The organism is Streptantibioticus ferralitis, assembly GCF_029223525.1.
In the GTDB taxonomy this organism is placed as follows: domain Bacteria; phylum Actinomycetota; class Actinomycetes; order Streptomycetales; family Streptomycetaceae; genus Streptantibioticus_A; species Streptantibioticus_A ferralitis.
The window spans coordinates 48,801-73,143 of the sequence record NZ_JARHTQ010000035.1 but is presented as its reverse complement, the minus strand read 5'-3'; the positions used below and the strand labels follow the sequence as shown (position 1 = coordinate 73,143).

The window sequence follows — 24,343 nt, the reverse complement described above, 5'->3', positions numbered from 1 at the left end:
GAGTCTTTTTATTTTTTTGTGGCCCGGTCTCGCTGAGCCCGGGTGCTGGCCCGGCTCTCCCCCGCCCCAGCTTGAACAGTCGTTCGCCAAAGCGTGGGCGAAATCAGGGGGGGTGTCCCCCGGACCCGGGGGGGGGGGGGGCGGGGTTGTCCCCCGGCCCCCCACCCACGCGCGCTTCAGCGGCTCCCGTACCGGGTCGTGGGGACGGGGGTGCGGGCCATCTGTGCCCCGCGGACGATCTCGTCCGGTGGATGTCGGACGCGTCCCGCGGGTGTTTGCGTCGGCTCGGCCGATCGGCGTCAGCGGGCTCCGGCCCTGGCCATGCCGCGACCAACGGCACGGGCCTGTTGCGCCTGAGCGGGTGCCCGTCGTGGCTGGACCGCCACGCCGTTCTGCACGTCCATCACGGCGTGCGCCACCAAGCCGCCCATCGGGTCGTACCTGATGAGGTCCCGTAGGCGCGATCGCGATGACCGGCCCTCGTTACCGGGGTAGAGATGCTTGCCGAGCCCCACCGCGTGCGCGAGCGAGGCCAGTGCCGCGGTCCGGGGGTCCGGCGGTACGCCGGTGCGGATCGCGTTGTCCAGCCGGGCCCTGATCTCCCGGCTGACCGCGCTGTCGGTCGCCTGGTAGCGAGTCGTCGGCAGTACCCCGCACATCTGGCCCGGCACGGCGTGCACCATGTCGCACCGTTCCAAGTGCGCGAGATACGTCTGGCGCAGCCCCAGCCGGGGCCCGCCGATCCAATGGACGGCGCGCACCGGGCTGCCGCGCCTGCGCAGCAGTTCCAGTGCGGTGTCCAGGGTCGGATCACCTGTCGGCCGCGGGTGCACCACGGCGATACGATCCCCGTCTGGGGCTATCCGTCCCGCCAAGGCCAGCTCCACTAGCTGTGCCCCGGCCAGACCAAGGTCGAGCGACTGCGGCTGCGCCGTGGTCCCGGTGGTCGGGTCCAAGGCGAGCAGCAACAGCTCCTCCGGAATTGTTCTGCGGCTCCTGCCCATCCATGCCTCCCCGCGTGGATGAATGACAGGGTGACGCCTCTCACACCGATGTGTCGAGAGTGCCTTTGCCTTATCTACGGGAACCGGTAGGTATGTCGTTCTCGTCTAGCGGGGTGGCGGTGGCGTCGTGTGGCGAGGACCGGCGGTTCTCGACGGGTTGCGACGGGATCGGCGGGTCTGGCGACGAGGGCGCGGGCACGCGCAGGACACTGGTCCGGGACACTGGATTTCGGCAGCGGGGCGCCGGGTGAGGCGCCCCGCCTGATGTGTACGGGAGGCTTGGGTGGCGGGCGAATCCCCCGGCAGGGCGGAACAGCGGGAGTCGTCGGGGGAGACGACCAGGCGTGTGGGGGCAGATGGGGACAAAGTAGACCCGAGGCTTGCGGTGCGGCGCGAGGGGTCAACTGACGGCGCGGCAGGCGACGGTGAGGCGCGCGATGGCGCGCCGGAGCCCACGATGACGATGCGGATCCGGGTGCCCGCGGGCGATGGCACGGCGCGCTCGGCGACCGCGGTCACGGAGCGCGCCGGGCGCGAACACCCAGCGGACGACCGGGCCGAATCTACGCCGGATGACGTAGTGGAAGCTGATGCGAAGCAGCGCGCCGCTACGTCCAACGGCGGGCGCGTGCCGACTCCGACTGCGCCGAACACGGAGGCGGACACGGAGGCGGACAAGGAGCCCGCACCGGCGGCGGATTCGTCTGCGGAACGCCAAGAGGGACCGGAGGCGGAAGCAGAAGCGGAACGGGACCGCAAGGCGCGTTCCGGCCCGGGTGCCGGTGCCGGTGCGGCCGCGACCGTTCCGGCCGCGCCGCGGGCTGACGACGCCGCCGAGGCTGCTGCCAAGTCCGGTACGCCGGCGGGTGGCAAGCAGGACGGGGATCGGGCCAAGGCCGACACCGGCGACGCGACGGGTCCGGCGGCCGCGGCGGAGGCCGCCGACGAGCCCGCGGCCCAGCCCGCGTCAAAGAAGGCCCCGGCGAAGGCCGTGCGGGCCTCGTCCGCCGAAGCTCCGGCGAAGCCCGCCCAGTCGTCGGAGCCCAAGTCCACGTCGGCGAAGCCCGCTCAGGCGGCCGCCACCGAGACCGAACCGGCATCCGCAGAGGAGGCGAACCGGCCGCCGTCGCAGCCCGCGTCGGAGAAGTCCGAGCAGCCGAAGCCGGGGAAGCCGGAGAGCTCCGAGCAGTCGAAGCCGGGGAAGCCGGAGAGCTCCGAGCAGCCGAAGCCGGAGAATCAGCGGAAGTCCGAGCAGCCCAAGCCGGAGTCGGCCACCCCGGCCCCCGCGGCCGCCAGCGGCCCCGGAAGGGCCCCAGCGAGCGCGGAGCCCAAGACCGGTCAGCCGTCGGCTGCCACGTCCCCGGCGAAGCCCTCGACCGCGCAGCCCACCGCTTCGCCGACCGCGCCCGCGAAGCCAACCCCCGTCGCGCAGCCCGCTCCCGCGCAGCCGATGCCCGCGCCCGCGCAGGCCTCGGCCGCGACCGCCCCGGCGAAGCCCGCTCCGCCGTCGGCACCCAGCTCCGCCCCGGCGAAGCCCGCCCAGCCGTCGGCGTCCAACTCCGCGACGGCGAAGCCCGCTCAGGCCCCCGCCGCCGCGGCCGAACCGGAATCCGTTGAGCGGACGAAGCAGCAGCCGCTGCCGCCCGCGCCCGGAGAACCGTTGAGGCTGCTGGCCGAGCTGACCAACACGCCGCCGCCGCCGGAGACCCCGCTGCGGACGACGGTGCGCCGCGTCAAGATCTGGACACCGATCGTCGCGCTGCTGGCGATCATCTTCTGTGTGGTGCAGGCGGTGCGTCCGCTACCGAGCCCGAAGCTGACGCTGACCAGCCCCGCCTCGTACACCTTCGGCGGTGCGGCCCCCGCCATGCCGTGGCCGAGCGAGGGTCAGGCGGCGGTGGAGGTCGAAGGCCTCGGCAGCATGGGCTCGTACGGCGAGCAGAAGCCGGTACCCACCGCGAGTGTCGCGAAGGTCATGACCGCCTACGTCATACTGCGCGACCACCCGCTGAAGCACGGTGAGGCCGGGCCGATGATCCCGGTCGACCCGCAGGCGGCGGCCGACGTCAGCCGGGAGAACGAGTCGGTGGTCAAGGTGACCGCGGGTTCGAAGATCAGCGAGTACGAGGCGCTGGAAGCCATCATGCTTCCGTCGGCGAACAACATCGCTCGCCTGCTGGCGCGTTGGGACGGCGGTTCGGAGGCCGAGTTCGTCAAGAAGATGGACGCGGCCGCCAAGGACCTCGGGATGTCGAACACCACGTACACCGACCCGAGCGGCCTGGACGCCACCACCGTCAGCACCGCGATCGACCAGATCAAGCTGGCCCGGACGGCGATGACCAACGATGTGTTCCGGGAGATCGTCAGGAAGCCGTCGTACAAGGCGGCCAGCGGCGACAACTACCGCAACTACAACGGGCTGGTGCCGCTCAACAACACCGTCGGCATCAAGACCGGCACCAGCACCAAGGCGGGCGGAAACCTGGTCTTCGCCGCCGAGAAGCAGGTGGGCGGCACCACCCAGCTGATCATCGGCGCGGTGATGGGCCAGTACAAGCCCGCGATCATCGACACCGTGCTGGCCGCCGGGCGCCAACTCATCATGGCCGCCCAGCAGTCCCTCACCTCCGGACAGGTGATCAAGAAGGGCGATGTCGTCGGCTACGTCGACGACGGTCTCGGTGGCAGGACGTCGGTGGTCGCCACGCAGGACGTCCAGGCGGTGGGCTGGTCCGGCCTCAAGGTGGACATCGCGCTGGGCGCCGGTTCGACCGGCGTACCGCACTCGGCGAAGGCGGGTACCCAGGTCGGCACGCTGACGGTGGGTAGCGGCCCGGGGCAGGTCAGGGTTCCGGTCGCGCTGCAGTCCGATCTGAACGCACCGTCGTTCGGCAGCAAGTTGGTCCGGCTCGGCTGAGTATCAGCCGTTCGTGGTCGACGGAGCCGCGGTCGCCCTGCTGGGTGACCGCGGTTTCACGTTTCATGGACCGCCGCGTGCCGCTCCTGCTGCCAGCGGGCCACCGGGAGGCAGGCGAGCCCGATCAGCACGGCCGTGAAGTGCCCGATGTCGGTGAAACCGCGGCCGTGCACCAGCGCGAGCCCGTAGAAGACCAGCACGCAGAAGCCGTACAGCTGTCGCCAGGGCCGCGGAATGCGGTACGTGAGCACGCCCTGGACGCCCGCGAGCGCGTAACTGACGCCGATGTCCTTGACGTTGACGGACGACGGCGGTACGTAGCCGAACCGGATGCCTACCAGGAGCAGGCCTTCGCTGATGTAGGTGGCGCCGATGTGCGAGATCGCCGCGACGCCGAGCCAGCGCCAGGTCCCCAGCCATCGCTCGGCGGGCACATGGAACAGGTTGTAGAGCACGAAGTAGAGCAGCCAACTGCCGCCGTCGAGATAGAGCGCGCTGCCGAGCAGTACGCGCAGCGGAGTTCTCCACAGGTTGTGGATATTCGTTGACCGCCGCTCCAGGAACCGGGTCTGGAACTCCGGCGAGAAGTGCTGCACCGCATACGTGGTGACCAGCAGGATCGCCAGCCAGACGAAAGTGCCGGGCGCGCGCCGTACGTAGTCCCTCGCCAGTCGAAGTACCGCCCGGAAGGTCGCCATATCGGGATTATGGGCGAAATGCCCGGCGGGGAGCGTCGCCCCCGCCGGGCATGGGAGGAGGGGTGGGTCAGCGACCGCGCAGCGATCGGTACTCCCGCACCAGCGCGCTGGTGGACGAGTCCAGCCCCGGCACCTCGGCACCCTCGGTCAGCGCGGGCTCGATCCGCTTGGCCAGCACCTTGCCCAACTCGACGCCCCACTGGTCGAAGGAGTCGATGTTCCAGATCGCGCCCTGCACGAACACCTTGTGCTCGTAGAGCGCGACCAACTGGCCCAGTACCGAGGGGGTCAGCTCCTTGGCAAGGATGGTGGTGGTCGGGCGATTGCCGACGAACGTCTTGTGCGGTACGAGCTCGGCGGGCACGCCCTCCGCCGCGACCTCTTCCGGGGTCTTGCCGAAGGCCAGCGCCTGCGTCTGGGCGAAGAAGTTGGCCATCAGCAGGTCGTGGTGGTCGGCCAGCTCGCCCAGTTCGGCGATCGGCTTGGCGAAGCCGATGAAGTCGGCGGGGATGAGCTTGGTGCCCTGGTGCAGCAACTGGTAGTACGCGTGCTGCCCGTTGGTGCCGGGGGTACCCCACACCACGGGGCCGGTCTGCCAGTTGACCCGGTGGCCCTCCCGGTCCACGGACTTGCCGTTGGACTCCATGTCGAGCTGCTGCAGATAGGCGGTGAAGCGCGACAGGTAGTGGCTGTAGGGGAGCACGGCATGCGTCTGGGCGTCATGGAAGTTGCCGTACCAGACGCCCAGCAGACCGAGCAGGAACGGTGCGTTGGCCTCGATCGGCGCCAGCTGGAAGTGCTCGTCGATCAGGTGGAACCCGGCCAGCATCTCGCGGAAGTGGTCGGGCCCGATGGCGACCATCAGCGACAGGCCGATCGCCGAGTCGTACGAGTAGCGCCCGCCGACCCAGTCCCAGAACTCGAACATGTTGTCCGTGTTGATGCCGAACTCGGCGACCTTCTCCGCGTTGGTGGACACCGCCACGAAGTGCTTGGCCACCGCGGTCTCATCGCCGCCGAGCCCCTTCAGCAGCCAGCCGCGCGCGGACTTGGCGTTGGTGATGGTCTCGATGGTGGTGAAGGTCTTCGAGGAGATGATGAACAGCGTCTCGGCCGGGTCCAGGTCCCGTACCGCCTCGTGCAGGTCGGCGCCGTCCACGTTGGAGACGAAGCGGAACTGCAGGTCGCGCGAGGTGTAGGGGCGCAGTGCCTCGTACGCCATGGCAGGGCCCAGGTCGGAGCCGCCGATGCCGATGTTGACGACGTTCCTGATGCGCTTGCCGGTGTGGCCGGTCCACTCGCCGGAGCGGACCTTCTCCGAGAACAGGCACATCTTGTTCAGCACCCAGTGCACCCGGGGCATGACGCTCTCGCCGTCCACCTCGATCACCGTGTCGTGCGGGGCACGCAGCGCGATGTGCAGCACGGCGCGGTTCTCGGTCACATTGATCTTCTCGCCCCGGAACATCGCGTCCCGCAGCGCGGCCACTCCGCGGACCTCGGCCAGCTGACGCAGCAGGGCGAGCGTCTCGTCGGTCACCAGGTGCTTGGAGTAGTCGATGCGCAGATCGCCGACGTCGAGGGTGTAGCGCTGGCCGCGCTCGGAGTCGGCGGCGAACAGATCCCGCAGGTGCACCTCCCCCAGTTGCTCGCGGTGCTTGCCGAGCGCTTCCCACTGCGGCAGCCGGTCCAGCCGGGCGGCGTGGTCTGCGGGGGTGTCGGGCATCGTGGCTCCTCGTCGTCGACCGGCGGCCGGGCCGGTGGGGTTGTGCAGGCCGATGAGGTCGTGCAGGCCGGTGGGCTTGTTGTCCATGGCCGTCAGTCGTCACCCTACGTCCGCTCACCTGCCGCTTCGCAGAACGGGATCCAAACGGCAGCCGCGTGCCGCCGGCCGTTCACCGGCTTGTCGCTCAACGGTCGGACTGGTCGTTCACCGGTTTGAAGTTCCGCAGTCGCAGACTGTTTCCCACCACGAAGACCGAGGAGAACGCCATCGCGGCGCCCGCGATCATCGGGTTGAGCAGGCCGGCCGCGGCCAGCGGCAGCGCGGCCACGTTGTAGCCGAAGGCCCAGCAGAGGTTGGACTTGATGATGCCGAGAGTGCGGCGGGCGAGCCGGATCGCGTCCGCGGCGACCCGCAGGTCCCCGCGCACCAGGGTCAGATCACCGGCCTCGATGGCCGCGTCCGTTCCGGTGCCCATGGCCAGGCCCAGATCCGCCTGGGCGAGCGCCGCCGCGTCGTTGACGCCGTCGCCGACCATCGCGACGCTGCGGCCCGCGCGCTGCAGCCGCTTGACGGCCTCGACCTTGTCCTCCGGCATGACCTCGGCGATCACCTGGTCGGCGGCGATGCCGACCTCGGCGGCCACGGCTTCCGCGGCCTTGCGGTTGTCGCCCGTCAACAGCACGGGCGTCAGTCCCAGGGCGCGCAGCTGCCGGACGGCGTCGGCGCTGGTGGGCTTGACGGCATCGGAGACGACGAGCACGGCCCGCGGCGCGCCGTCGCAGGAGACGACGACGGCGGTGCGGCCCTCGGCCTCGGCGCGTTCCCTGGCCTCCTTGAGCCCGGCGGGCAGCGCGGCGTCCAGCAGCCGCTCCCGGCCCACGGACACGGTGTGTCCGTCGATCACGCCTCGTACGCCGACTCCGGCCACGGCGGTGAACTCGGTGGGGGCGGGCAGCGGACCGGTCCGCTCCGCGGCGGCGCGGGCGATGGCCTTGGCGATCGGGTGCTCCGCCGCGTGCTCCAGGGCGCCCGCGAGCCGCAGCGTCCGGTCCTCGTCCTCGCCGTCGGCCGTCACGATGTGAGTGAGTGTCATCACGCCGCTGGTCACGGTGCCGGTCTTGTCCAGCACGATGGTGTCGGCCCTGCGGGTGGACTCCAGGACCTCGGGCCCCTTGATCAGGATGCCGAGTTGCGCACCGCGTCCAGTGCCCACCATCAGCGCGGTCGGCGTCGCCAGACCCAGGGCGCACGGGCAGGCGATGATCAGTACGGCGACGGCGGCGGTGAAGGCCGCGGTGGCGCCCGCGCCGACGATGAGCCAGTAGGCCAGGGTGGCCAGCGCCAACGTGATGACGGCGGGCACGAAGACCGCCGAGATCCGGTCGGCGAGCCGTTGGGCCGCGGCCTTGCCGTTCTGCGCGTCCTCAACCAGTTTGGCCATCCGGGCGAGTTGGGTGTCCGCACCGATCCGGGTGGCCTGGACGACGATCCGGCCGCCCGCGTTCACGGTCGCGCCGGTGACGGGGTCGCCGGGTGCCACCTCGACGGGCACGGACTCACCGGTGAGCATCGAGGCGTCCACCGCCGAGGTGCCGTCCAGGACCACGCCGTCGGTGGCGATCTTCTCGCCGGGCCGTACGACGAACCGGTCACCGACCGTCAACTCGGCAGTGGGCACGCGTACTTCACGGTCACCGCGCAGTACCGCGACGTCCTTCGCGCCCAGGTGCAGCAGGGCGCGCAGCGCGGCGCCCGCCCGACGTTTGGAGCGCGCCTCGAAGTACCGCCCGGCCAGGATGAACGCGGTCACCCCGGCGGCGGCCTCCAGATAGATGTTGCCGCCGCCGTCGGTACGTGAGATCGACAGCTCGAAGGGGTGCTTCATACCGGGCATCCCGGCCTGCCCGAAGAACAGCGCCCACAGCGACCAGCCGAACGCCGCCAACGTGCCCATCGAGATCAGCGTGTCCATGGTCGCCGCGCCGTGCCGCAGATTGGTCCAGGCGGCCCGGTGGAACGGCCAGGCGGCGTAGGCCACCACGGGCGCGGTGAGGGTGAGGGAGAGCCACTGCCAGTTCCGGAACTGCAGCGCCGGGACCATGGCCATGGCGATCACCGGGACGGCGAGCACGATGGCGGTGAGCAGGCGCTGGCGCAGCGGCGCGAGCTCGTCGGGCGCGCCCTCGGGCGCCTCCCGCGCCTCCTCGGCCTGCGGGGGTGCGGGGAGGGTGGCGGTGTACCCGGTGGCCTCGATGGTCGCGATGAGGTCGGCGACGGTGAGGCCGTGGTCGTATGTGACCTTGGCCCGCTCGGTGGCGTAGTTGACGGTGGCGGTGACGCCGTCCATCCGGTTGAGCTTCTTCTCGATCCGGGCGGCACAGGAGGCGCAGGTCATCCCGCCGATCTCCAACTCGGCCTCGGCTGTCTTCGCGGCCATGTCGGTTGCCGTGGCCGCGACGGCACTGCTGGTCGTGTTCGCGGCGGGTGGGGTGGTCATCGACGCTCACTCCCGGATGGTCTGGCGGAACCTTACGCTCCAGACAACCATATACCCCCTAGGGGTATTCCGAGGGAGGCACTCTTCACGCGCCTCGCGCTCCGTGCCCGGAAATCGGCTGCGCTCCTGGCGCCGGGGGACGGCCAGGAGCGCAGGGATGGCGATCGTCGGGGGCGAGGGCTAGTGATCGCCGTCCGGGATCGGGGCGATGTCGTCGAACGGGTCCGCGTCACCGAACGGGTCCCCGTCACCGAAGGGGCCGGTGTCCGCGAACGGGTCCGGGTCGACGTCCGGGAACGGGGCCGAATCGGCGGACGGTGCGGGCACTGCGGAGGGCGCCGGGCCTGCGGAGGGCGCTGACCCTGCGGAGAGGGCCGGGTCCTGATTCGCCTTCGGCGAGAGGTCGGACAGGGCGTCCAGGATCTGCTGCCCGTACTTCGCGAGCTTGTTCTCGCCGACGCCGTTCACCGTGCCGAGCTCGTCCAGGCTGCCCGGGAACGTGGTCGCGATCTCCCGCAGGGTCGCGTCGTGGAAGATCACATACGCCGGTACGCCCTGCTCCTTCGCGGTGGCCGCACGCCAGGCCCGCAGCAGCTCGAACACCGGCACCGCCTCTTCCGGCAGGTCGACAGGGGCCTTGCGCCCGGCCTTGGCGCTCTTCGCTTCCTTCGCGGCCCGCGTCGGCCGCTCCGGCTCGCGTCGCAGCATGACCTTGCGCTGCCCGCGGAGCACCTCGCCGCTCGCGTCGGTGAGCACCAGCGTTCCGTACTCCCCCTCGACGGCGAGCAGGCCCTGCGCCAGCAGCTGGCGCACCACGCCGCGCCACTCCGCCTCGCGCAACTCCGTACCGATCCCGAAGACGCTCAGCGCGTCGTGGTCGAACTGGATGACCTTGGCCGTCTTCTTGCCGAGCAGGATGTCGATGATCTGCCCCGCGCCGAACTTCTGGTTCCGCTCGCGCTTGAGCCGGACCACGGTCGACAGGAGCTTCTGCCCGGCGACCGTCCCGTCCCACGACTCCGGGGGCGACAGGCACGTATCGCAGTTGCCGCACGCGTCGCCCTGCTGCCCGAAGTACGCCAGCAGCCGCACCCGGCGGCAGTCGACCGTCTCGCACAGGGCCAGCATGGCGTCGAGATGCGAGGAGAGACGGCGCCGGTGCGCTTCGTCGCCCTCGGAGGTCTCGATCATCTTGCGCTGCTGCACGACGTCTTGGAGCCCGTACGCCAGCCACGCGGTGGACGGCTGGCCGTCCCGTCCGGCCCGGCCGGTTTCCTGGTAGTAGCCCTCGACGGACTTGGGCAGATCGAGGTGGGCGACGAACCGCACGTCCGGCTTGTCGATCCCCATGCCGAACGCGATGGTGGCGACCACCACCAGACCGTCCTCGCGAAGGAAGCGCGACTGGTTGGCGGCGCGGGTCCGCGCGTCCAGCCCCGCGTGGTACGGCAGCGCGTCGATCCCGTTGCGCACCAGGAACTCGGCGGTCTTCTCCACCGAGGCACGCGACAGGCAGTAGACGATGCCCGCGTCTCCCGCGTGCTCGGTGCGCAGCAGGTGCAGCAGCTGCTTCTTCGGGTCGTCCTTGGGCGCGATGCGGTACTGGATGTTCGGCCGGTCGAAGCTCGCCACGAAGTGCCGGGCGTCCTCCAGCTTCAGCCGGGACGCGATCTCGGCGTGCGTCGCCCTGGTGGCCGTGGCGGTCAACGCGATGCGGGGCACCTTGGGCCAGCGCTCGTGCAGCGCGGACAACGTGAGGTAGTCCGGCCGGAAGTCATGCCCCCAGGAGGCGACGCAGTGCGCCTCGTCGATGGCGAACAGCGAGATCTCACCGCGGTCGAGCAGACTCAGCGTCGCCTCGCTCTGCAGCCGTTCCGGCGCCAGATACAGCAGGTCCAACTCGCCGGCGAGGAACTCCGCCTCGACCAGCCGCCGTTCGTCGAAGTCCTGTGTGGAATTGAGGAATCCGGCCCGTACTCCGAGCGCCCGCAGCGCGTCCACCTGGTCCTGCATCAACGCGATCAGCGGCGAGATGACGACGCCCACGCCTGCCCGCACCAGCGCCGGGATCTGGTAGCACAGCGACTTGCCACCACCGGTGGGCATCAGCACCAGGGCGTCACCACCGCTGACCACATGGTCGATGATCTGTTGCTGCTCCCCGCGGAACGCGTCATACCCGAACACGCGACGCAGCACCGGCAGCGCATCGCCCGCCTCAGCGGCGGCTGGGGCGGCTGGGACAGCGGAGACGTTTTCCAGGGCGGTCATCCGGCCATGCTAGGAGAATCCCGGCGGGTGCGAGGACGCCTGTGGACAACTGAGGACCGCCGCCCGGGGAGCGCGTGCGCTGGACGCCCGTCGTCCGCTGGCCCTGTCCGCCCTGATGGCGTGCCTTGTCGGTTTCCGCGAGTCCAGGCCGAGCCACCCCCCGATACGCGGTCATCCACGCCCGTTGATGTCAAACGTGGATGTCACCGCTTCGCCCATGTCCGCCTCGGCCTTCACTGTGATCGCCGGACACCGCAAACCGTATGGTCAGCAGACGTTCAGCAGGCGTTGGACCACGCAATCGTGTGCACGGACCTGCCGCCGCCATTGGACATTCCAGAGACCATACCTGGTGCGTTGGTATGGGACGGCTTTCGCCAGGGCTGTGCCGGCGCCGCCGAGGAGCGTGCTGGTGGCCATCACGGCTGCTGCGGTGAGACCGCCCGCTCGCATGATCCCGCGGCGCGGGGCTCCTTTGCTGGACATTTCATTTTCCACTCTCATTGATGCTCCAACTTCTCTCTCCCTTCATATGCCGTGACGTTCGACGTTGCGAGGGCCGGACGGCCTGTTGTGCGTGGGTCGGTTAGGCTCCCCGCTTCGGGTTTGAAACCTTCGCTGGCGATTCTGCTGTCCCGCAGCAAGACGACCGCGCCTCTCGCCTCGTCGCCGCAGACCGCCAGAGCAAGGACCCTGAGGGCGCCCACTACTCGGTGAGCCTGAGGCTGTCGCTCGATCCCGCCGAACGCGCCTGTGGCGACACAGGATGACTGGACGGAGGCTGCTACATCTGAGAGGGGACTGTGCACCTCGCGGCCAACGAGCGGTGCCCGATCCACACCGTCTGACGCCTCAGTTGAGTGGTTCGGCGGGCCCGATGAGGCACCCGAGGGGCACCGCACGTCGCACAGGACACTCAGCGCGAGGCCATCAGTCACATGGACCGCCTGCTGAAACGGCGGGTCGACCGTGGCTGACCGCCGCCGTCGATGTCGGACCCTGATGCCAAACACCCCGGACCATGATCGGTCCGGGGCGTTTGTGCTGGTGCCCCCAGCGGGGGACCAGACAGATGGGAATGGGCGTGAGCTGCGGTTTTGCGGCGGGCGGGTCACGATCGAAGCGACCTACTGCGTCTCGTAGCCGTCGACACAAGACGGTCGCACACCCTCATCCGAAGAATGGTCCGGTCGGCCGATGGCCTGTCAGCAGACGTGCTGTGTCGATCAACTCGCAGAGAAATCTACGGAGGTCAGCGACTAGAGCTAATAGCCCCTAATGAGGTCATCAGCTCCAAGGGAGGGCCCGTACTGCTGACACCGTTAGATGACGGCACCGTATGCGTTCATCCAGCCACTTCCCCGTCTGCGGCTCTGCCAATCTGCCCAGGAGTTCCGTGCACTCCGCTCTGATTCCTGGCTTGGGGGACAGGACTATGAGGTGGTTGTCGACGGCGATAGGCACATCGGCAGTGACGAGCACTCCGGCGCCCCTGCCCGTTCCGTCGAAACCTTGCCCGGGGCGGGATGTTCGGCGTACCACGACGAAGGGAGGGTTGAACAGCCGTCCACTTAACTTCCGCTTCCGTTCAGGGGCCCCGACAGTCCCGGTCGGAGGCAGCTGGCGAGCGGTGAGATAGGGGATATTTCGCCCCTCGTGGGGGTCTCGATTGTCCACTACTGTTCCGACGGCCACATTAAAGAGATCCACCACGATGGACGTGGATTCATCCACCGTCTCCGGCCACCAGGCGACGTTACCCGCGTGACCGTCCCTGCGTCGAAGGGCCGAGAGGAGAAGGACATCGACGTCCGTGTGCTGATCGAAGATCCCGCGCGAGCGGACGTCTTCCACCGCGACAAGACCCGTCACATGATCGCGCCACTGCCGGTACCGGCTCCCGCTGCGTAGGACGTCCGGCAGTACGGCCGTGATACGTCCTCCAGGGGCCAGAGCCTCTGCGGCCAAGGCCGTGAATTGTGCGCCTGCCCGACGCCCTCGTTGCTCTCGGCCTGGCCCCTGGAGTGCAGCTTGCTCCGGCCATGTCGCCCTACACCGCGACCATGGCCTTAGGTGCGTCCCCAATGAGATCCCCGAGCGGTGCCCGTCCTGAGGGGACGGGCACCGCTCGGGGTCAATGGCTCACCGAAGAAGTCCGGGTGGAGGTCGGGCTTCGGGCAAACGCCAGGAAGGCTCGGCACGAAGGCGCACGAGGCCCAGCTGACGGTGATCAACAGCGATCCGGGCGAGGCGGCCTGGCCAGTGTCGATGTGTCAGCAGTGCCGACGCCTTGGCGGTGCTCCGCAACGACAAGGCGCTGCCTTCCACCGTGTCGGTGTGCGAGAGCGTCGACCGGAGGCGGGCCAGCCAGGGCGCAGCCCCGCAGACGACGCGCCGGAGGGGTGGGCCACCACGGGCATGTCGGCTCCCGTTTTGTGCGGCAGCGCCGCACTCCGTCGGTGCTCGCAAGGGGGATCGACCGTGGCCAGGACGCGTGGCACGAGCATGCGGATGTGGCAATGGCGACGGAATCTTCTCAGCGACGCAGCGCCGACCGGGAAGTCGGCATACCGGTCAGGTCTCGATCACGGCATCGCAGTCGGGGCAGACCACGGATGCGTACTCCACGGGGTACCACGGTGCCCCGGGCTCGGAGGGCTTCCAGCAGGCCGTCTCCATGGCGAAGGTGTCCTTGCCGCACAGCGTGCGTGGTCCGGTTGCGGCGGGCGTCCCTGGAGCGGCGGGCGCCGCGTGTACCCGGTGTACGGGCAGGTCCTCGCCACGCGGCACGCCCGGAGCGGTTCGCTTGGCGACCGATTTGTCGAGTTCGTACACGACGACGATCTCGCTCATGCTTCCACGGTAGGCGGCCACGCTGCCCACTCGCCTGCAGCGGCTGAGCGGATGCGGCGAGTTCCGCTGCGGTGTCGCGCCCGGAGAGGGCGTGGGGCTGTGACACGTTGCGGCTTCGCCGCGTGGGGGAGACCAGCCACGGACGGCCCACAGTTTCATGACCGCACTTCCAGCGAACCACCTAGCCAGGTCCGTCCACCAGTTCGAGCCCTACGGCCTCGAACTCCACCCGGACCTCGTCGGCCAGCCGCAACGCGCCCAGGAATGCGGAGTAGGGCTTGATGCCCCAAGTGGATTGCGTGACCGTCGCCCAGCCGCGCAGGAGCCTGTTGCCATTCCCCTTGCCGTTCACCGTCACCGGGTGGGTCCGGCCCTTGATGGTGAGGTCCCCGGTGATCTCGAAAGACTGCGGGGTTCCGGTGATGCGGGTGGAACGGAAGGTGATCGTGGAGTGTTCTGCGGTGTGCAGCAGGGCCTTGTCGCCCAGCGTCCGTTTGATCTCGGCCCGGTCGGCGTCGGTGAGCGGCTTCAGCCCGCCTACTCCCTCCCGGACCTCCAACGAGCCCGTTTCGACTGTCACACTCACCGACGACTTGTCCGGGTCGCCGACGACCACCACCGCTTCCCCGGACCATCGGGTGGCTTCGATCGTGAGGTCGTGCCCCACCCTGCGGCCCAGTCCGGCGCGGCCGGTCTTGATCAGGAGGCGGGCGGTCGACGGCCCGAGCCGGTACGTTCCGTCTGTCAGCGTCACAGCGCCGAGGGTACGGGCGGATGCGGACCTGGCCGTCGAGGCAGCCCGTCGGTGTGTCCCCGTCCCTGCCCCGTGCCCCTCGTCCGTGGGCCGAGATGACGCCGCAGCAAAGCCGGATACACCGGGACGCGGCCGCGGCGCCCCCTTTGTCGGCGCGTACCGCGGGACCCGCCGGGCGAGGCACGGACGGGCTCGCCGCCGGTACGTGCCGATCAGCGTCCTTCGAGCCGCAAGCCCCGGCACGCCCCGCTGACGAGCGACGAGCCGCGGACGGACCTGTCGACCGTACGGCCCGGGCCACCGCGATCCCTTCGGCTCCGCGCCAGGACGAGGCCGGCCAACTCACTGTCCAGCACAGACGGGTGGGGGAAGGCGCCGGTCGGGTGTGAAGCCCCGGGGCCGGTTCAAAGGGCCCCTCTCGACCCAGGGCCCGTTGGCATCGCCACTCCCAAGGAATAGGACAAAAGACGCAAAGAGTGCAAAGGTGTGCGCTTCCGGGCTTTGAGGGCTCCAGGCGATCGATGCCAGGACTCCAACTGTGCACCGCGGGAAGGAGGTGAACACGTGAACAACACCGAACGGGCACCCCAGGAACCCGAGGCTGCCCCGACGGAAGGCGAGCAGTCTGTAGCCGAGGCGGCGGAGACCGCAGAGGCCACGGAGACGGAAGACCACGGCCGCCCTCGTCCAGGGCACGGGTGCGGAGCGGGTGCGGAGCGGTGCTGCTGGCGTCGGAGACCTCGCAGCTGCCCGCCGAGCAGACCGCCGGGGAAAAGCTGATCAAGGGGCCGAACATCGCCTCGCTGCCGGGCCTCGCACCGCCGCCGGACCGTATCGAGGCCCCGGTGCTCCTCAAGGTGGGCGACGACGTCTCCACCGACGAGATCTCCCCCGCGGGCGCCCGGGACCTCCCCCTGCGCTCCGTCTTCGGGCCGGGGATAGGCGCGGGGCGCCGGGCTTGCCGAGGTTGGGCAGAAGGCGATCAGGGCGCCGGGGCCGTCCACGTAAGACATCACGAAAGCGGGGGTTTCCGGCTCGAGCGCCAGCTGTCGCGAGGGTGCCGGCTCGACGGCATCGAAGCCGAGCTGGTCCGACGAGGGCGGCGGCGCTCACTTTCGCCTCGGCGTCGATGCCAGCGATGGGCAGAGGTTCGGGGTGGTCGGCGGCTGCGCCGGCGTGGACTGCCTGGTCATCTCCAGCGTTGACCACAGGCAACCGCTGCGGTGGCCGGGGAATCGAACCGGAGCGCGCGACGTTCTCCGTGGGGAAAGAGGGGGGCTTGCGCAGGGACGGTGAACGGCTACGGGCACTCCTTTCGGGCCGCATCTGTCGGTGCCGGGGCTGCCGCCGGTGCATGGCGCCGGTGCCGAGGCGGGCAGGGCGGCCATGCGCTTGGTCCGGCTCCCACTGGAGCTGGCCGCGGGTGGCGTCGGGCAGCTGACCGGACGGTTGGGCCGTGTCCTGCAAGCGCCGTCGGCCGATGCCGGGATTCCGGTGCTGTTGGTGCACGGGCTGGCCGATAGGGCATCGGTTGTCTCGCCGCTTCAGCGAGGGCTGCGCGGCTGCGGCGTGGGCCCTTTCATCGCGGTCGGCTACAACACGCTCGGCCCGGACATCCGTGCTGCGGCCCGGGCGCTGGGCACAACCCGGTGGTGAGACCACGGGGGTCCCGAGGAGCGGCGATTGGTGCCGGTCAGCCGGCCTTGGCGATGGCGCGTAGGGCGTCGATTGTTTCCTCTTCGTCTTGCTGATCGCCGTAGTCGCTGAGTTTGACGATGACGGTTTTCGTCGCGGGGTTGACGTAGATGTACTGGCCGTAGACGCCGATGGCGGAGAAGTCCTTGCCGTCGCCGCCCGGGGGGTGCCACCACTGGGCGGAGTAGCCCCAGCCGTCCACCTGGTGGGGTGCGGGGGTGGCGATGCGTTTGATCCACGCATGGGGGATGATTCGCTTGCCGTGGAACTGCCCGTCGTCCAGGACGAGTTGTCCGACCTTGGCGTAGTCGCGGGCTGTGGCGTTGATGCAGCAGAACGCCTTTTCGTCGCCGCCTTCGTGGTCCAGGTTCCAGGTCGCGCTGTCCTGCGCGCCCATCGGCGCCCAGATGCCGCGTGCCAGGAGGTCGGCCAGCGGCTGTCCTTCGACCTTGGCCAGGACCTGGCCGAGGAGTTCGGTGTCGATGCTGCGGTAGGTGCCTTTGCTGCCCGGCGGGTACAGCATGCCGCGGTGGTCGCGGGCGAAGCCGGGCAGATCACGGGTGAGGTACATACGGGCGGTACCGGTCAGCGGGTAGTACTCGTCGTAGTTCTCCGGAACGTCCACCCCCGAGGTCATGTCCAGCAGGTTCCGCACCGTGATGGCGTCGTAGTCCCCGCCGGTCTTCAGCTGCGGCAGGAGGTCGACCAAGCGGTCCTCCTCGTGGAGCTTGCCTGCCCCGATGGCCTGTCCGACCAGCAAGGACACCACCGATTTGGCGGCCGACCAGGAGGACAGGCGGGTTGTCGGTCCGATCCCGTCGCGGTACCACTCGTGTGCCAGTCGGCCGTCGCGCAGTACCAGGAACGCATTGGTGCGCGTGGTGGTCAGGAACTGCGCGACCGGTATCCGTTGGCCCTTCCACGGCACGCTGCCGGGCAGCCGCGTGTTGCGCACCGGCAGGGGTGTCGGCGTGGTCGAGGCGGGCACCGTGCGGGTGGCGAACAGGTCGCCCTGTCGCGAGGGTTCGGTGGACAGCAGTCGCACCAGTATGGGCGGGGAAGGGATGTTCAGTAGCGCGGTGGCGGTGTAGGAGGCGGCGACCAGTACGCCGAACGCCACCGGCAGGGCGATGACGGTGCGCCGTACACCGCGCTGCGCCCACAGTTTCCCAAGACCCGGAGGGCCCGGTTCCGGCCGGGGCGCAGCGGCAGACAACGCTGCCCGGGTATCGGATGAAGCAGCTGATCGGGCGTGGGCGTTCGGGGTCGGCTCGGGCACGTCGACCGCTGGTCGGGACAGGGCGGCGGATATGCCCCCGGGGGCTCCCAGCTCGCCGCCTGGGGTGTCCTGGGCGTGATGGCGATCAGGCATCGTGCCTGCCCTTCGGGTCCGTAGGCGTGGTGGTGATGTGGGCGCGCGCGTCGACAGCCAGCCAGAACGCCTCCATCAGCGTCTCGAAGACCATGTCGTCGCCCACGGTTGCCATTTGGCGAACGTGCGCGGCGCTCCACCGTGACGGCGTGTGTTGCGGTGGTCTGACGATCAGGAGGACGAGAGCCGTGTAACGGGCGACTGCTACGCACCGTTCTGCGAGAGCCGAGGGGTGAGACTCCCCTCGGCTACTTGACGCCGCAGATTGACGTCAGGTGCCTGCCTCATCGCGTGCCTGGCGGACCATTCCGGCCACGCTCTCCAGCGTGGGTTCGCGGAGGATCACGGGCAGTTCCGCCATGAGGGCGTCCTCTCCTCCGGTCGCCAGTAGTTCACTGCTGACTGCGGCGAGCATTGCCAGCAGCGAGACCGAGTCGCCACCGAGCCGGTGGAAGTTTGTTTGTCCGTCCAGTCGGGCGCGGTCCACGCCGAGGGTGCGGGCCCAGATCTGTGCCACCGCTCCTTGCAGGGGGTCTTCCGTCTCGGCGTGGCCGCCGACAGCGGTGTCGGGTTGGCCTCGAAGGGGTCGGGCAGGGCTCGTATGTCCACCTTGCCGCTGACGGTGTAGGGCAGTTCGGGGACCACGACGGTTGCGGCGGGCACCATGTAGGCGGGCAGTCGCGCGGCCAGATGGTCGGCCAACTGCCTTTCGCCCACGGCTGTGTTGGCCAGGACGTAGGCGTAGAGGGCCTTGCTGGTCGGGCCTGTTCTGCTGCGGGCTACGACGACGGCGCGGTCGACGGCCGGGTGGTCTTCCAGGATCTGTGCCACCTCGGCTGGTTCGACGCGGTGGCCGCGTACCTTGACCTGGTCGTCGATGCGTCCGATGAACTCCAGTTCCCCGGTGGGCAGGAGGCGGGCCAGGTCGCCGGTGCGGTAGACGCGAGTGCCGTCGGCCAGGGTGGGGAAGCGTTCGCGGTTCAGGTCCGGGCGGCCGAGGTAGCCGCGGGCCAGTTGCGCGCCGCCCAGGTACATCTCGCCCACCTCGCCGGGGGCGACGAAGCGGCGTTCGGCATCGAGGAGGAACACCGTGGTGTTGTCTGCCGGGAGGCCGATGGGCACGACCGATGCGGTGCTGTCGGTTGGGGGTTTGTAGGTGTGGGCGGTGCAGCCGATGGTCGCTTCGGTGGGTCCGTACTCGTTGATGATCCGGCAGTGGGGTCCGAACATTTCCTGGGCGCGGGTGGCGACTTCGACGCGGAGTTGTTCGCCCACGACGATGATGCTGCGGTAGCCGGTCGGTGCCAGGTCGAGTCGGCCGATGAGGTCGAGGTGGGAGGGGGTGAGGTTGAGGGCGTTGGCGCCGGAGTCCGTCAGCAGGTGGCGCAGCGAGAGGTGGTGGGGGTCGTCGCGCATCAAGATGATTTGGCCGCCGGCCAGCAGGGGCAGGAAGACGGAGGTGCCCGAGACGTCGAAGGACGGTGAGGTCAGCAGGGGCAGCCGGGTCTGGTCGTCGACGCCGAACTCGCGGGTGGCCCAGTGGACGTAGTTGACCAGATTGCGGTGCTCGATCTGCACACCTTTCGGCCGCCCTGTCGACCCGGAGGTATAGATGATGTAAGCGAGGTCGCTTGGGCTGACATCGGCATCCGCGTCCTCGGCCGACGGCCCGCCAGCGGCTGTCAGGTCGTCCAGGGGCAGTGGCTGGCAGCTGTCGGGGATGCAGTCGCGCTCGGCGTAGAGGTGCTCGACCAGGCAGTACGCGCTCCCGGCATCGGTGAGCAGCTCGGTCAGGCGCAGGTCGGGGTGGCGTACGTCGAGTGGGAGGTAGCAGGCGCCGACGCGCAGCACGCCCCACAGTCCGGCGATGGCGGCCACGGTGCGTCCGGCCAGCAGGCCGACCACCGTTCCCGGGCCCGCGCCGCGGCGGCGCAGCTCCGCGGCGACCGCGTCGGCCCGGCGGCTCAACTCCGCATAGCTGATCGCGCCTTCCGGTCCACTGAGGGCGATCTGGTCCGGGGTCCGCTCGACCTGCTCGCGAAAGAGCCGGACCACCGAGTGCTCACTGGGCAGTACCCGTTGCGTGCGGTTACCCGCCCACTGGCGGTACTCGCGAGGGGAGAGCGCTTCCTCGATGGTGTCGAGCAGCGCGTTGGCCCGGGCTGCGACGCCGGGGCCGTCATGCCAGGTGAGCGTGATCTCCGTGCGCCCCAGGGTTTCGACCAGGTCGATTTCCGGCGGGCTGCCGGGGTTGTTGTTGCCCAGGGCGTAGACGGAGGTCGCGCGGAAGTCGATGGCGGACAGCTCGTCGAGGTCGACGGTGCCCAGATGGGAGACGAAGGCCCTGCCGGGGTAACTGTTGTTCTGTGCCGCGTTCTTGTCCCGGTCTTCGGCGCCCACGCGGAGCATTGGCAGAGGCACCTCCATGACAACGGGGTCCGCGCCGGTGGCCAGCTCCCGGCGTTCGGCCATGCCGGTCAGCATCTCGCGCTGCACCTCCTCCCAGCCGTCGCCAGCACGAACTTCCAGATAGAGGGCGTGGGCCAGCATCGCGGTCGTCCGAATGCCAGGGGTGTGGCGGCGCAGATCCACCGGCACGATGAATCGGCCGGGGCCGTATGACGCGGCGAGTGCCGCGATCACCTTTGCCGTGGCGCCGAGGTGGGTTCCGTCGACTGTTCTACGCCGCCACAGCGGGCCCGGTGAGTTGGCCGGGCGCGGGCCGAGCGGGGAGGCGAATTCCATCGTGGGTATTCCGGATACCGGTGGCGGGGCATCGGGTGCGCATATCTTCCTTATCAGATCCTCGCTGTTGATGCGGGAGGTCGCTCCCACCGGGTCGTGGCCGCGCAGCACCCTGAATACGTCGGTGGCCCACATCAGTAGGCCGCGCCCGTCCATCACGGCGTGCGCCGCGCGGAACACCACGATCGTCGAAGCACCTGGAAACAGCAGTACTTCGCAGGTCGGACCGGATTCGGTCAACTCGGTACGCAGCGCTGGTGAGTCGAGACGCTCCCAATTGAACGGTTCCTCATCAAGGACACGTACTCCGGGTGCCTTCCCGCTGTCCACCCAGCGCTTGTCCTCAAGCACCAGCCGAGAACCCGGGTTGGCTGCCGAGGCAACGGCTACGGCGCGGGTCAATTCATCGGGCCGCAACCCGCCGTCCCCTTCGATGAGAAGGTTGATAACGCTGCGGTCGGGCGCTATGCCCAAGAACAGCCATTCAAGCCCGGAGACCGATCTACTGTACGACTGCTCCATGGCGAGGTCCGACTTCGACCTTCCGAGCCGGTCGCTGCTGGTCTGATGAATCAACGTCAACTTCCTTTATCGCGGTCATGGGCATGGTCCAGCAGCGGTATTTGACCGAATGTAAGCGTCAGTCACCGGACCATATCGTCGTGATGCAAAAAGCTTGTTCCCCGTCGAACCCATGTGGTGATGATGACCTCCTGGTGCGCCAACACAGCTCTGGTCTCCGGGATTCGGTCAGGCCTACCGATCTCCTGTGAAGGCCCATTCGGACATGACTTCCGTTCGGGGGCGATCTAAAAGCGGAATTGGGCGACCATGCCGCGGCGGAGCTGTTGATTCGCATGTGAGCTCTTTGGTCGGTGGTGTCGGGACGGCGGGCTGTGCGGGGGAGGGTTTCGCGAGCGACCCCGGTGGCCAGTGGGGAGAGCATCACGCCCAGGGCGCGGAGCAGCGACAGGCCGGTCCGGGCCCCGGACACCAGGCGGCCCGTGCTGGCCGTGGCATTCGGGAAGGTCATGCGGGTTATCCCGGCCATTCCTTGGACGGTGCTGTGCCGACGCCCATGGCACGCCCCCTCCATGCGGCGGTGGACCGGGACGGCTACATCTTGAGCCAGATCACCATAGGTGTCAACAGTGGTGAATTAATCGGCGGCGCATTCGACAAGGAGCGCTCTGGAGACCGCGTCCCGCCGGGCGGCTGCGGATTGACGCGCACGGCGCGGGCGGCCCGGATCTCCAACGTCCAGCGGATGGCGTGGCCTTGGTGGCCGAGCGGCGCGGATACGTGGACCCAGACACCGAGGGCGCCCGTGGTGCGGTCGCCGGTCCAGCACTTCCCCCACCCCGGTCAACTGGGTTGCAGAGCGGCGTTGAGTCGTTCCACGGTCTGCGTGCCGCTGCCGTGCATCAGCTTGATCAATGTGGTGGGGTGCGGCACCGGGGAGGTCGACGGGATTCGGGTGAACTGCCGCCAGTTCAACGAATCCGCGACCTCACGGCACAACGTCTCGTACCCGAGTTGGTACCGGTGTTTCAGAGACAGCCGCAGCAGCGTCTCGGCCGGCACCGACGGTCGCCCCAGCCGCGCGGCGCACACCGCCCGCCAGGGAGCGATGAACCGCTCGTCGTCCAAGGTGGAAACCAGCGCCCGTAGGCGCCGCCGAACTGGTGTTGCCTTCGTGTTAGTCGCCGCTCGGAGGCGACTTCCTGGCAGGTGCCGCCCTTGACAGCCCGATGTGCCCGGCTATCGTGTCACCAAGGTTGACACCTGTGGTGCACAGTAATTGCGGTGCCGCCATCCGTTCTTCTGTGAGGTGGCCAATGCGCTACGTGGCCCGGGATCCCCGCCAGCCGGTGAAGAGCTGCATGGTCTGTTGCCTGCGGGGCGGACAGTGACGCGGGGCAGCCGGGCTGCTCTGACGGCCGGGATGTCGGCCGCGCTGATCGCGGGAATGACGCTCGGGAACATCGGCGGCAATCTGATGCCGGTACTTCTCACCGGCTACGCGGCCCGGTTCGGCCTGTCCGGCGCGGGCTCGGGAGGGGTAGCCGCCGCGCAACTGCTGACCACGGCGGCGCTGACGCTGGTGCTGGCGCGCCGGGCCACGCGTCCGGGCCGGGCGCGGATGGCCCGGGTTGGTCTCGTGGTGGCGGCGGCGGGCTTCGCCTGTGCTGCGCTGGCACCGGATCCCGCGGTGCTGACGGTGGCGAACGTACTGGCGGGTGCCGGGGTGGGGGCGGTGTTCGCGGCTTCCGCCGCGGGGCTGGCGGCGACCGGCGACGCTGACCGGGCCTCAAGGGTCGCCGTTCTCGGGAGCACTGCGGCCATTGCCGTGCTGCTGGTGGCGGTTCCCGCTGCGGACGGCAGTTGGGGGACGGGCGCCGGGTTCGCGGTCGTGGCGGTGTGCTGCGTGCCGGCGTTCGTCCTGGTAGGCCGGCTTCCGGAACGGCCCGGGCAGTCCGCCATGGACGCGGTGCCGTCGGTGGGTGCTCCGGGGGTGGTGCTGCTGGGGGCGGTGGCTCTGCTGATAGCCGCCGATCAGGGCACGTGGTCGTATGCGGCGGTGTTCGGCGAGGAGCATGTTCATCTGTCGTCCTCGGCGGTCTCCGCTGTTCTTGCGGTCGCGGGGATCTGCGCGTTGGGGGGAGTGGTGGCCGGTTCGCTGGGCGCGCGCCGTTTCGGGCGGGTGCCCGTCCTGGCCGGATGCCTGGCGTTGAGGGCGGTCGCCACGTGCGTGGTCGTGTCGGCGGGGTCGGCGGTGCCGTATGCGGTGGCGATGGTGGTGTGGCAGTGCTGCTATCTGGCGGTGCTGGTGCTGGTGCTGGCCGCGGCGGCCGATATCGACGCGGGTGGGCGTTGGGCGGCGGCTCTGAGCGGGGCGACTACGGTGGGCACCGGTCTGGGACCTCCCGCGGTCGGTGTGCTGCTGGATGCAGTGGGCCCGCGGGGGCTCGGTGTCGTGCTGCTATTGGCCAGTTGTGTCGCGGCGGTGCCGCTGCTTGGTATGGCGCGGGGCAGTGGCGGGACAGCGGCCCTGGAACGGCTGTGGGGCCCGGGCCGGGCCGAGGGCTCAGGCGTGCCTGCGGTCGCGGGCGCGCTGGGCCCGGATCTCGATGGCGTCGATGAATAGGCCGATGGCGGTCTCGAACTGGTCCTCCGCGTCGATATCGGCGAGGTGGTGTGCCACCGAGGCCAGATGCGGGTACCTCTGCGGTGATGCGGCGAGGTACTCGCGCTGCCAGGCCTGGTCGTCGCCCTCGCGGGCCCGTTCGTCCAGGACGCTGACCGAGGCCTCGTAAGCCGACAGGGCCAGTGCTGTGTCCACCAGGGCACGGTAGTACGAAGCCGCCTCCCGTCCCTGTAGTCCCGCTTCGAACAGGGCGCCGATCACGATGTCGGCGCCCTGGAATTCCGCGGCGCGTCGGGAGGTGCGCGCCGCAACCAGGACGGCCACGCCCGGATGCGCCCGGCAGGCGGCGCGGGTCCGGCGCGCGAGCGAGGCCAGGGTCTCGCGCCAGTCGGCCCCAGCCGTGAACCCCTCCAGCGCTTCCTCCACCAGGCGGGCCGCCAGGGCGAGCAGCAGCTCGTCCTTGCTGCCGAAGTGCCGCAGCACCGCGGTGTGGTCGGCTCCCAGGTCAGCCCCGAGGCGCCGGAAGGTCAGCGCCTCAGGGCCGTCGCGCTCGATGACGGCCATGGCGGTGTCGAGGATCAGACCGGCGTTGAGGAAGGGGGAGGAGCGGCGGCCCCTCCGCGCTGTCCCCGTCGCCGTCTTGTTCCCGGTGCCCGTCAT

15 protein-coding genes and 4 pseudogenes are annotated in these 24,343 nt (G+C 69.6%); 5 read left to right on the top strand and 14 right to left on the bottom strand.

The annotated features are described in order from the left end of the window. Window positions 1-299: 299 nt before the first annotated feature. Window positions 300-1,004, bottom strand: a complete 705-nt coding sequence (locus P2L57_RS33915) for a GOLPH3/VPS74 family protein (RefSeq protein WP_275821207.1) — start codon at window positions 1,002-1,004, stop codon at window positions 300-302. A gap of 628 nt (window positions 1,005-1,632) precedes the next feature. Here P2L57_RS33915 and P2L57_RS40445 point away from each other — a divergent pair. Next, window positions 1,633-3,924, top strand: a complete 2,292-nt coding sequence (locus P2L57_RS40445; protein ID WP_275821205.1) for a D-alanyl-D-alanine carboxypeptidase family protein — start codon at window positions 1,633-1,635, stop codon at window positions 3,922-3,924. A 56-nt stretch (window positions 3,925-3,980) separates the two neighbouring features. On the opposite strand, the gene P2L57_RS33905 is transcribed toward P2L57_RS40445, so the two are convergent. The 4 genes from P2L57_RS33905 to recQ form a co-directional block, all read right to left on the bottom strand. Continuing rightward, entirely contained in the window at window positions 3,981-4,622 is a 642-nt protein-coding gene (locus P2L57_RS33905) for a rhomboid-like protein (protein ID WP_275821204.1), read from the bottom strand. Window positions 4,623-4,689: 67 nt separating this feature from the next. Further along, entirely contained in the window at window positions 4,690-6,348 is a 1,659-nt protein-coding gene (gene pgi, locus P2L57_RS33900; protein WP_275821222.1) for a glucose-6-phosphate isomerase, read from the bottom strand. Window positions 6,349-6,532: 184 nt separating this feature from the next. After that, complete coding sequence (locus P2L57_RS33895; protein ID WP_275821219.1) at window positions 6,533-8,785, bottom strand: heavy metal translocating P-type ATPase; 2,253 nt, start codon at window positions 8,783-8,785, stop codon at window positions 6,533-6,535. A 240-nt stretch (window positions 8,786-9,025) separates the two neighbouring features. Further along, on the bottom strand, window positions 9,026-11,116 hold the full coding sequence (recQ, locus tag P2L57_RS33890) for a DNA helicase RecQ (RefSeq protein WP_275821202.1): 2,091 nt from the start codon (window positions 11,114-11,116) through the stop codon (window positions 9,026-9,028). Between the two features lie 899 nt (window positions 11,117-12,015). On the opposite strand from recQ, the pseudogene P2L57_RS41210 reads away from it, so the two are divergent. Both P2L57_RS41210 and P2L57_RS33885 read left to right on the top strand, forming a co-directional pair. After that, window positions 12,016-12,093, top strand: a pseudogene (locus P2L57_RS41210) (tyrosine-type recombinase/integrase); the annotation flags it as partial. Window positions 12,094-12,880: 787 nt separating this feature from the next. Further along, window positions 12,881-13,027: a hypothetical protein gene (locus P2L57_RS33885; RefSeq protein WP_275821200.1), complete on the top strand. Its 147-nt coding sequence runs from the start codon at window positions 12,881-12,883 to the stop codon at window positions 13,025-13,027. Between the two features lie 663 nt (window positions 13,028-13,690). On the opposite strand, the gene P2L57_RS33880 is transcribed toward P2L57_RS33885, so the two are convergent. Continuing rightward, entirely contained in the window at window positions 13,691-13,969 is a 279-nt protein-coding gene (locus tag P2L57_RS33880; protein WP_275821198.1) for a hypothetical protein, read from the bottom strand. A 181-nt stretch (window positions 13,970-14,150) separates the two neighbouring features. After that, window positions 14,151-14,723 carry a YceI family protein gene (locus P2L57_RS33875; RefSeq protein WP_275821196.1) on the bottom strand — a complete coding sequence of 191 codons (573 nt, stop codon included), beginning with the start codon at window positions 14,721-14,723 and terminating at the stop codon, window positions 14,151-14,153. 1,332 nt (window positions 14,724-16,055) lie between these two features. On the opposite strand from P2L57_RS33875, the gene P2L57_RS33870 reads away from it, so the two are divergent. Beyond that, the gene (locus P2L57_RS33870) at window positions 16,056-16,379 is read left to right on the top strand and encodes a lipase family protein (protein ID WP_275821194.1); all 324 of its coding nucleotides are present in this window, start codon (window positions 16,056-16,058) and stop codon (window positions 16,377-16,379) included. A gap of 37 nt (window positions 16,380-16,416) precedes the next feature. Here P2L57_RS33870 and P2L57_RS33865 read toward each other — a convergent pair whose 3' ends face one another. The 6 genes and pseudogenes from P2L57_RS33865 to P2L57_RS33845 form a co-directional block, all read right to left on the bottom strand. Next, window positions 16,417-17,634 (bottom strand): serine hydrolase domain-containing protein, encoded by a 1,218-nt coding sequence (locus P2L57_RS33865; RefSeq protein WP_275821192.1) that lies wholly within the window; start codon window positions 17,632-17,634, stop codon window positions 16,417-16,419. 148 nt (window positions 17,635-17,782) lie between these two features. Continuing rightward, window positions 17,783-17,905: a hypothetical protein gene (locus P2L57_RS33860; RefSeq protein WP_275821190.1), complete on the bottom strand. Its 123-nt coding sequence runs from the start codon at window positions 17,903-17,905 to the stop codon at window positions 17,783-17,785. A gap of 156 nt (window positions 17,906-18,061) precedes the next feature. Then, a complete protein-coding gene (locus P2L57_RS41275) occupies window positions 18,062-18,277 on the bottom strand; it encodes a phosphopantetheine-binding protein (protein WP_504987675.1) in 216 nt (71 codons plus the stop codon). Between the two features lie 134 nt (window positions 18,278-18,411). After that, a pseudogene (locus P2L57_RS40960) lies at window positions 18,412-20,199 on the bottom strand (amino acid adenylation domain-containing protein); the annotation flags it as partial. Between the two features lie 1,554 nt (window positions 20,200-21,753). Next, window positions 21,754-21,876: pseudogene (locus tag P2L57_RS33850) on the bottom strand (dCTP deaminase); the annotation flags it as partial. Window positions 21,877-21,912: 36 nt separating this feature from the next. Next, window positions 21,913-22,266 (bottom strand): annotated as a pseudogene (locus P2L57_RS33845) (transposase); the annotation flags it as partial. 214 nt (window positions 22,267-22,480) lie between these two features. Here P2L57_RS33845 and P2L57_RS33840 point away from each other — a divergent pair. Further along, the gene (locus P2L57_RS33840) at window positions 22,481-23,683 is read left to right on the top strand and encodes an MFS transporter (RefSeq protein ID WP_275821187.1); all 1,203 of its coding nucleotides are present in this window, start codon (window positions 22,481-22,483) and stop codon (window positions 23,681-23,683) included. On the opposite strand, the gene P2L57_RS33835 is transcribed toward P2L57_RS33840, so the two are convergent. Then, window positions 23,624-24,343 carry a TetR/AcrR family transcriptional regulator gene (locus P2L57_RS33835; protein ID WP_275821185.1) on the bottom strand — a complete coding sequence of 240 codons (720 nt, stop codon included), beginning with the start codon at window positions 24,341-24,343 and terminating at the stop codon, window positions 23,624-23,626. The genes P2L57_RS33840 and P2L57_RS33835 overlap by 60 nt on opposite strands.

Excerpts from the sequence above, each read along its gene's own strand:
- pgi (WP_275821222.1), bottom strand. The coding sequence starts at position 6,348 with ATGCCCGACACCCCCGCAGACCACGCCGCCCGGCTGGACCGGCTGCCG.
- P2L57_RS33860 (WP_275821190.1), bottom strand. The coding sequence starts at position 17,905 with ATGGCAACCGTGGGCGACGACATGGTCTTCGAGACGCTGATGGAGGCG.
- P2L57_RS33915 (WP_275821207.1), bottom strand. The coding sequence starts at position 1,004 with ATGGGCAGGAGCCGCAGAACAATTCCGGAGGAGCTGTTGCTGCTCGCC.
- P2L57_RS33835 (WP_275821185.1), bottom strand. The coding sequence starts at position 24,343 with ATGACGGGCACCGGGAACAAGACGGCGACGGGGACAGCGCGGAGGGGC.
- P2L57_RS33905 (WP_275821204.1), bottom strand. The coding sequence starts at position 4,622 with ATGGCGACCTTCCGGGCGGTACTTCGACTGGCGAGGGACTACGTACGG.
- P2L57_RS33895 (WP_275821219.1), bottom strand. The coding sequence starts at position 8,785 with ATGGCCGCGAAGACAGCCGAGGCCGAGTTGGAGATCGGCGGGATGACC.
- recQ (WP_275821202.1), bottom strand. The coding sequence starts at position 11,116 with ATGACCGCCCTGGAAAACGTCTCCGCTGTCCCAGCCGCCCCAGCCGCC.
- P2L57_RS33880 (WP_275821198.1), bottom strand. The coding sequence starts at position 13,969 with ATGAGCGAGATCGTCGTCGTGTACGAACTCGACAAATCGGTCGCCAAG.
- P2L57_RS33840 (WP_275821187.1), top strand. The coding sequence starts at position 22,481 with ATGTCGGCCGCGCTGATCGCGGGAATGACGCTCGGGAACATCGGCGGC.